The organism is Actinomyces sp. oral taxon 849 str. F0330 (assembly GCF_000239715.1).
Lineage (GTDB): Bacteria > Actinomycetota > Actinomycetes > Actinomycetales > Actinomycetaceae > Actinomyces > Actinomyces johnsonii.
On sequence record NZ_JH470362.1, the window covers coordinates 12,716 to 20,887 of the forward strand.

Here is an 8,172-nt window from a genome sequence, read left to right on the forward strand (position 1 = left end):
CGGGCCGCAGCCGGAGCACCGGTGCCGGTCGTGCCGACGGGTTGGGGCTGCGCAGCCGCGGAGGGCTCGGCTCCGCCACCGGCCTGCGGGCCGGGCGCGTTGTCATCGCCGTCGCCTGTGTCGACGGCGACCTCGACCGAGAAGCTGTTGAGGACCGCGCCCGCGGAGTCGACGGTCTCAACGGCGACCCACCGGCAGGTGGCGGCCTGAATCGTGCGGCAGGTTCGGGTGGGGGCGTCGGCCGGAACCGCGAGGTCGAAGACGGCCTTGCCGGTGGTCGGACCGGTGGGGTCGACGGTCAGGTCGATGTCCCGGCTGAGGATCTCCTTGCTCCCGGCGCTCACGCGCACGCGGTGGGCGCCGGCGGCCTGCTCGGAGGCGTTGGTGTAGGCCAGGGAGTCCATGGTCACCGTGACCGCCCCGGCGCCTGCGGCCGAGGGCGCCGCGCTCATCGCGACCTGCCGCTTGGAGTAGCCGGCCTTGACGGGTTGGTCGCCGAAGGAGGCCAGGTAGGCGGAGGTGACGTCGCGGTCGAGGACGCCGGTGTTGGTCGACGGCTTGTCCTTGAAGACCGTGTAGCCGTCGCCGCCGGTCAGCAGGAAGGAGTTCGAGGCGACGACGACCGTGTCCTCGTCGGCCAGCGGCTCGCCGTCAACCCGGATCTCGCGGATCACGGGGGCGGCGGAGCCGCCCGGGGTACTCGCCTCGGTGAGGACGTCGACATTGCTGGACAGCCCCAAAGTGAGCACGGGCCGGCTGGAGCCCGGCTGCCACTGCTGGGACAGGAGTGTCCTCAGCTCGGCGCCGGTGAGGGTCGTGTAGGCCATCTCGTTGCCGAAGGGCTGGACGGTGTAGGCCTCCCCGGAGGTCAGGACGCCGTCGCCCTCGGTACCGGAGGCGGCGTAGCGAAAGTCGGCGCGCACGCCGCCTGCGTTCATGATGCCGACGTACCTGGTGGAGCCGGCCGGCTGGATGTCGGTGGCGAGCCAGCTGCGGAAGGACTCGGCGATGAGGTTGGAGGCGGTGGACTCGGTGCCGCGGTTGGCGCCGGGGCCGGTGCCGTCGGAGCCGCGCAGGAAGTCCGATCCGATCCTGGCCAACGGCTTACCGCCCTCGGTGGCGGAGTCCTTCTCCGCCTGGGCGACGATCCCGGCCATGCCGTAGGCGTCGGTGGTGCAGTTCGAGCCGCGCAGGTCCTCGTTGTCAGCGCGGACCACGGCGGTCCTCCTGGTGGCGGGGTCGTAGCTGAGGCGGATGCGTCCGAGGGCCCAGCCGTAGTGGTCGGCCTGGACGACGGCGATCTGGTTGCCCTCGACTCCGGTGACGGTCTGGGCGAAGGGCACGTGGGTGTGGCCGGAGAAGACCGCGTCGACGCTGCCGCCGAAGCTGGTGGCGGTGGTGGCGGCGTCCTCGTGGCTGAGGACAACGACGACGTCGGCCTCGCCGTTGGCGGGGTCTCCGTCCTTGAGTTCGGCGGCGCGGGCGTTGGCGGTAGCGACGGCGGGGCTCAGGGAGAGGGTGGACAGGGCCGAAGGCGACACGAGGGTGGGCAGCTCGTCGGTGACGACGCCGACGAAGCCGACGCGTACGCCGCCGACCTCCTTGATGAAGGCGCCCCGTCCGTTGCCCTCGGCGGCAAGGGGCGCCGAGCCGGAGACATTGGCGGCCAGGATCGGGAAGTTCGAGGCGGGCAGGATGCGGTCCTCGAGGTCGGTCAACCCCTGGTCGAGCTCGTGGTTGCCCAGGGCGGAGGCGTCCAGGGACATCGCGTTGAGCGCCTCGATGGTGGGGCGGTCCTGGAGGATGGAGGAGACGTAGGCCGATCCACCCACGGAGTCGCCGGCGGAGACGAACAGGGTGTTCGGGTTGGAGGCGCGGGCGGCGGAGACCTCGCAGGCCAGGGTGACGGCGCCGGGGTCCTCGACGGACGTCTGCCCGGTGTCGCGGTCCGTCTGGGTGGTGCGGGAGATGTGGCCGTGCAGGTCGGTGATGCCCAGCAGGTCGATGGTGGTGGCAGGAGCGGCGTCGTCGGCGGGAGCAGCCGGAGCAGCGGGAGGCACGGGAGGCACAGCCGGTTCATCGGCGCCGGCGGGCGGGGTGAGGGGGCCGAGGGATGTCAGGGCGAGTCCGCAGATGACGGCGCAGGCCCGGGCGGCACGGGAGGGAAGCAGTCGCATGTCGTTCCTTCGTCATTCTCTGTCAGGCGCAGAGCGGTGATCGGGATGGCGGTACCAATGGGTGGAGGGACGGAGGCGGGCGGGCAGGACATCGCCAACCGTATGCGTCTACAAGGATCGGCGCAGCCCTTTTTCACGGATTTGGGCTATCTCCTCCGATCGACGCCGTGCCCGCCGCCCCGGAGTCGGGGCGGCGGGCACAGCCGTCGGTTTTCTCACCGCTGCGTCAGGCTGCATCCGGCTGCGTCAGCCTGCGTCAGTCGGCCTGCCGTCTGCGCCGCAGGATGAGATAGCCGCCGATGACGAGGGTCAGGGCGATCACGCCGGAGCCCAGGGACACCCCGGTGCGGGCCAGCGACCAGCTGCCCGAACCGTTGGTCGACCTGCCACTGGTTCCTCGGGCCTCCGCCCCTCCGGCGCTTCCCCCGCTCGCAGATGGAGGCAGACCACCGACGCCGACCGGCGCCGTCGGACTGGCAGCGGTCCCGCCGTCGGGTACGGCCGTCGGGTTCTCGCTCGGGACCGCACCGGAGCCGCCACCGGACTCCTCACCTCCCGGCCCCTGGGAGGCAGTTCCCCCTGCCCCGGGGACCGGCGTCGTCGGGTCGGCGCCGACTGTTGGCTCGGCACTCGGCGCCGGGGTTGGCGATGTCGTCGCGGACGGTTCCGGCTGCGCACCGGGCGTGGCCGACGGCGTCGCCCCGGAGCTCGCGTCGGCCGGCACCTCGACGTAGAAGCTGTTGAGAACCTGGCCGACGCCGTTGACGGACTCGAGAGTGACCCAGCGGCAGGTCGTGGCCTCCGCGCTGCGGCAGGCGCCGGTGGGCGCGTCGGCGGGAATCGTGAGGTCGAAGCTCGCCTTGCCGGTAGTCGGTCCGGTGGGATCCACGGTCAGATCGATGTTCTGACTGAAGAACTCCTTGTCCCCGGATACGGCGCGCACGCGGCGGGCTTCGAGGACCTGCTCGGCGGGGTGGGTGTAGGCCAGGGAGTCCATCATCACCGAGACCGTGTCCGTACTTGCACCCTTGAGCGTCATACTCACGCCCACCTGGCGCTTGGCGTAGCTCGGCTTGAGCAGCTGATGGTTGAAGGAGGCTAGGTAGTTGGTGGTGATGTCGCGTCCGAGCGATCCGACGTTCACGACCCCGCTTCCGTTGGGGAGTGTGAAGCCGGCGCCACTGGTGAGCAGCTCGGTGGTGGAGGCCACGACCACCGTGTCCGTGTCCTCCAGGATCCGTCCGTCCACCCTGACCTCGCGAATCGAGGGGGCGGCGCCGTCCTCGCTCTGGGAGGCGGCGTTTACGATGACGTCGACGTTGGCGGACAGTCCCAGCTGGAGAGCCGACGGATCCGCTCCGGGGCGCCACTGCTGGGCAATAAGCGCCTTGAGGTCGGCACCGGTGATGGAGAGGTAGCCCATTGCCTTGTCATCCGGGGAGACATTACGGACCTCGTCGACCGTGAAGAGGCCGTCGACCTGATCTGCGGGCACCTCTCCGTGATAGTTCCCGGTTCTCTTGTACCGGAAATCGGCTTTGAGGTCGTCGGCCCGGACTACTCCCACATAGTGCGTGGAGGCCGGCGGTTGCTCCATGGGATCAATGTCGGCGAGCCAGTATCGGTAGGACTCGGCCACCAGGTCGGCCGCCGTGGACTCGGTGCCGGTGTGGACTCCGGGAGTCACACCATCCGAACCACGCAAGTAGTCGGCGCCGAGCTGCGCCACCGGCCGCGCGGCCCCCAGATCCATCATCTTGTTGTATCTCTTATATGAGAAGATATCGACGCCGCCGAAATCGTCTTCATGGCAGTATTCCTGCTTCAGATCTCGATTCTCCACGTTGACGACAGAGACCTTCTTGGTGTCCCGGTCGTAATTGAGCCGAACCATCCCGAGCTTCAGACCGTAGTGGTCGGGCTGGACGACGGCGATCTGATTGCTCTCGACCCCGGTCACCGTCTGCGCGTAGGAGACGTGGCTGCGTCCGGCGACGACGGCGTCGACGTTCTTGGAGAAGCTCGTGGCCGTGGAGGCCGCGTCCTCATGACTGAGCACGACGACGACGTCGGCCTCACCATTGGCGGGGTCACCATCCTTGAGCTCGGCGGCGCGGGCGTTGGCCGTGGCCACCGCCGGGGCGACCGTGAGCTGTGCCCGGGTGGAGGAGGAGACCAACTTGGGCAGCTCATCGGTCACCACACCGATGAAGCCGACCCGCACCCCGTCGACCTCCTTGATGAAGACCCCGCGACCGTCCCCCTCGGCGCTCAGGGCATCCGAGCCGGACACGTTCGCCGCCAGAATGGGGAAGTCAGAGGCGGGCAGGATTTTGTCCTCGAGGTCCTTCACCCCGCCGTCGAGCGCGTGGACCCCCAGGGCTGAGGCATCCAGCTCCACCATATTGAGCCCACTGATAACGGGCTGGTCCTGCAGGAAGGAGGACACGTGGGGCGAGGCCCCGATGTTGCCGCCGGAGGAGACGACGAGCGTATTGGGGAAGTCTTCTCGAATCCCACGGACAGCGCACTCGATCCCGACCAGGCCGGGGTCCTTGGGGAGGTCGTACTCCTCGGTGTCCAGGTTGAACCCGCTCGTCTCCAGGTAGTGACCGTGAAGGCCGGCCAGGCCCACCAGCTTGATGCCCACCTTGTTACCCGGATCATCGGCCCCCGGAGCCTGTCAGCACCGTCGGGAGGTTTCTCCACAGCGGCAGCCGGCGGCATGAGGGATGCTGCCGGAACCGCGACCATGGGGCTCAGTGCAGCCATCACCAGAGCGCTCAACGCTGAACAGACTCGTGCTCCCCGAGCTGGAAGTATTCCCATGTCAATCCTCGCGGGACGTAGGGATGGAGATCGGGATCATGTGAGGAGAGGAACATCTCCACGGTACGCCCCTTCCATGATTTTGTCAGTGTTTTTACGATCTCATCCGATCGGTAGGTTGCCCGATCGTGACCGCGCGCCCCCACTAGCACAACAACGACGGCGTCCGCCACCTCCTTCTCAGAGGCGACGGACGCCGTCGCTATGGGCGCGAGCCCGGATCAGCCAGGTATCAGACGATGCCGTGGGCGATCATGACGTCGGCAACGCGGGTGAAACCGGCCGCGTTGGCGCCGAGCACGTAGTCGCCGGGGCGGCCGTACTCCTCGGCCGCGGCGACGCAGGAGTCGTGGATGTCGGCCATGATGCCGGTCAGCTTGGCCTCGGCGGTCGCGAAGTCCCAGCGGGTGCGGCCGGCGTTCTGCTCCATCTCGAGGGCGGAGGTGGCCACGCCACCGGCGTTGGCAGCCTTACCGGGACCGAACAGGATGCCGGCCTTCTGGAAGGCCTCGACCGCCTCGGGGGTCGAGGGCATGTTGGCGCCCTCGGAGACCACTCCGCAGCCGCCCCGCAGCAGCGTGGCCGCGGCGTCGCCGTCGAGCTCGTTCTGGGTGGCGCAGGGCAGGGCGACGTCGCCGGGGACATCCCACACCGAGCCGCTGGTGACGAGGCGGGCGCCGGGGCGGCGCTCGACGTAGTCGGCCACGCGGCCGCGCTCGACCTCCTTGACCTGCTTGAGCAGCTCGAGGTCCACACCGGCCTCGTCGACGACGTAGCCGGAGGAGTCGGAGAAGGTGATGGGGGTGGCGCCGAGCTGCTGGGCCTTCTCGATGGCGTAGATCGCCACGTTGCCGGCACCGGAGACGAGGACCTTCTTGCCCTCGAGGGACTCGCCCTTGGTGGCGAGCATGGACTGGGCGAAGAGCACGGTGCCGTAACCGGTGGCCTCGGTGCGCACGAGGGAGCCGCCCCAGGCCAGGCCCTTACCGGTGAGGACACCGGCGTCGTAGGAGTTACGCAGGCGCTTGTACTGGCCGAACATGTAGCCAATCTCGCGGCCGCCCACGCCGATGTCGCCGGCCGGCACGTCGGTGGACGGGCCGATATGGCGGGCCAGCTCGGTCATGAAGGACTGGCAGAAGCGCATGACCTCGGCGTCGGAGCGGCCGTGCGGGTCGAAGTCGGAGCCGCCCTTGCCGCCGCCGATGCCCTGTGCGGTCAGGGCGTTCTTGAAGATTTGCTCGAAACCGAGGAACTTGATGATGCCGGCGTTGACCGAGGGGTGGAAGCGCAGACCGCCCTTGTAGGGGCCCAACGCCGAGTTGAACTCGATGCGGAAGCCGCGGTTGACGTGGACCTGACCGGCGTCGTCAACCCACGGCACTCGGAACATGATCTGACGCTCGGGCTCGACGATGCGCTCCAGGAGGGCGCCCTCGGCGTAGTGGGGGTGCTTGGCGATGACGGGACCGAGTGACTCCAGCACCTCGTGGACGGCCTGGTGGAACTCGACCTCTCCACGGTTGCGAGCCACAACCTGCTCGTAGACCTTCTCGACAACGTCCTGCATGAGGGACTCCTTCGCCTAGCGGATTAGCTCAGCACCTGGCTGGTCGCCGCGGCGCCGCGAGAAGACTTCCACCGAGACGTTCACTGAGACGAAACATCTCGCTATCCGGAGGAAACATAGGCGCCGAAAAGGCCGCATTTCGGACGATAATGCAGCCGAGGTCACAGCTCTCGGATGATCCTGTTATGAACGGTGAACAGTATTCGGACACCTCCGGCGGCTCATCCGGAGCGGCCCGCTACACCCATGGCCACGGGGCGGCGGTCCTCAACGCGCATTCACGTCGTGGCGCCGAGGACTCGGCCGCCTACCTCCTGGGCCGCCTGCGCGCCGGGATGGATCTGCTCGACGTCGGCTGCGGGCCTGCGACCATCACCGCGGACCTGGCCGCCCGAGTGGCTCCCGGACGCGTTGTCGGCCTGGATGCCGCCTCTGGCGCACTTAAGGCGGCCCGAGCGACGCTGGCCGAGCGGGATCTGTCCGCGAGGGTGGAGCTCACCGACGGGGACGTCATGTCTCTGCCCTTCAACGACGGTACCTTCGACGTCGCCCACGCCCACCAGGTCCTCCAGCACCTCAGCGACCCGGTGGGCGCCCTGACCGAAATGCGACGGGTTACCCGCCCCGGTGGGATCGTGGCGGTGCGCGACGCCGTCTACTCCGCTATGACCTGGTTCCCGGAGTCCGAGGGCATGAGGCTGTGGCGTTCGGTCTACATGGCCACGGCACGAGCCAACGGGGGCGAACCCGACGCCGGAAGCCGGCTGCTCGCCTGGGCCCGCCAGGCGGGGTTCACTGAGGTGACGGCCTCGGCCTCCACCTGGTGCTACGCCACTGCGACCGACCGCGCCTGGCAGTCGACGACCTGGGCGCAGCGGAGCCTGAGCTCCTTCGGGCCGCAGGCGGTGGAGCTGGGGCTGGCCAACAGCACCGACCTGGAGACGATGGCCCGGGCCTGGCGGCAGTGGGGCGGCAGCGAGGACGCCTGGTTCGTCGTCGTGCACGGCGAGGTCATTGCCCGTGCCTGACGGCGGACGCACGAGATCGGCCGGCACCGTGAGTCTTCGTGCCGGCCGGTGAGGAGGGCGGCTCCGGCATCGGGCACTGTCGGGGCCAGGACCATCGCGCCCTGACGGCCGCTAGGCCGCCACCCCACGCCCCATCGGCAGACGAGGCAGCCAACACCGCGCTATCCACATCATGGTCGCCGCGGCACCGGGGCGGGATCAGGCGCCGAGTCCCCAGATCGAGGCCGCGCCCGGCGCAGTGAAGCGGAAGCCGGAGGCGAGCAGCGTCTGGGGGACCGCACGCTGGGAGGCACCGAGCAGCTCGGCAAGCATGCTGCCGATGCCTCCGGTACCGCCGGCCGCCCCGCCCCTCCCCGCCCAGTCCAGCAGGGCCTGGGGCACCACCGCTATCGAGGGCGGGCCGCAGGCGCGGGACAGTAGCCGGTGGAGGTCGCGGTTGCGCAGAGGCTCGGGCGCGGTCAGGTTGACCGGCCCTCGGATGTCGTCGTGCTCGATGGCCCATAGGAGGCCGGCCGCGGCATCCTCCAGTCCGATCCACGGCTGCCACTGATCGCCACGGCCGAGCCGG

General features: G+C 69.2%; 5 protein-coding genes. 1 reads left to right on the plus strand and 4 read right to left on the minus strand.

Annotation, left to right across the window (positions count from 1 at the left end; all coding sequences use genetic code 11):
• The 3 genes from HMPREF0975_RS13470 to gdhA all read right to left on the minus strand — a co-directional run.
• Nucleotides 1–2,177, minus strand: a 2,177-nt coding sequence (locus HMPREF0975_RS13470) for a bifunctional metallophosphatase/5'-nucleotidase (RefSeq protein ID WP_009234762.1), incomplete at its 3' end; no start/stop codon positions are given.
• A gap of 256 nt (nucleotides 2,178–2,433) precedes the next feature.
• Nucleotides 2,434–4,827: a bifunctional metallophosphatase/5'-nucleotidase gene (locus tag HMPREF0975_RS13475; protein ID WP_009234763.1), complete on the minus strand. Its 2,394-nt coding sequence runs from the start codon at nucleotides 4,825–4,827 to the stop codon at nucleotides 2,434–2,436.
• 411 nt (nucleotides 4,828–5,238) lie between these two features.
• Nucleotides 5,239–6,576, minus strand: coding sequence for an NADP-specific glutamate dehydrogenase (gdhA, locus tag HMPREF0975_RS13480; protein ID WP_009234764.1), 1,338 nt, complete (start codon nucleotides 6,574–6,576; stop codon nucleotides 5,239–5,241).
• Between the two features lie 185 nt (nucleotides 6,577–6,761).
• Here gdhA and HMPREF0975_RS13485 point away from each other — a divergent pair, with 185 nt between their 5' ends.
• On the plus strand, nucleotides 6,762–7,604 hold the full coding sequence (locus HMPREF0975_RS13485; RefSeq protein ID WP_009234765.1) for a class I SAM-dependent methyltransferase: 843 nt from the start codon (nucleotides 6,762–6,764) through the stop codon (nucleotides 7,602–7,604).
• A 198-nt stretch (nucleotides 7,605–7,802) separates the two neighbouring features.
• Here HMPREF0975_RS13485 and HMPREF0975_RS13490 read toward each other — a convergent pair.
• The coding region (locus HMPREF0975_RS13490; protein ID WP_009234766.1) for a DUF1731 domain-containing protein at nucleotides 7,803–8,172 on the minus strand (370 nt) is incomplete at its 5' end.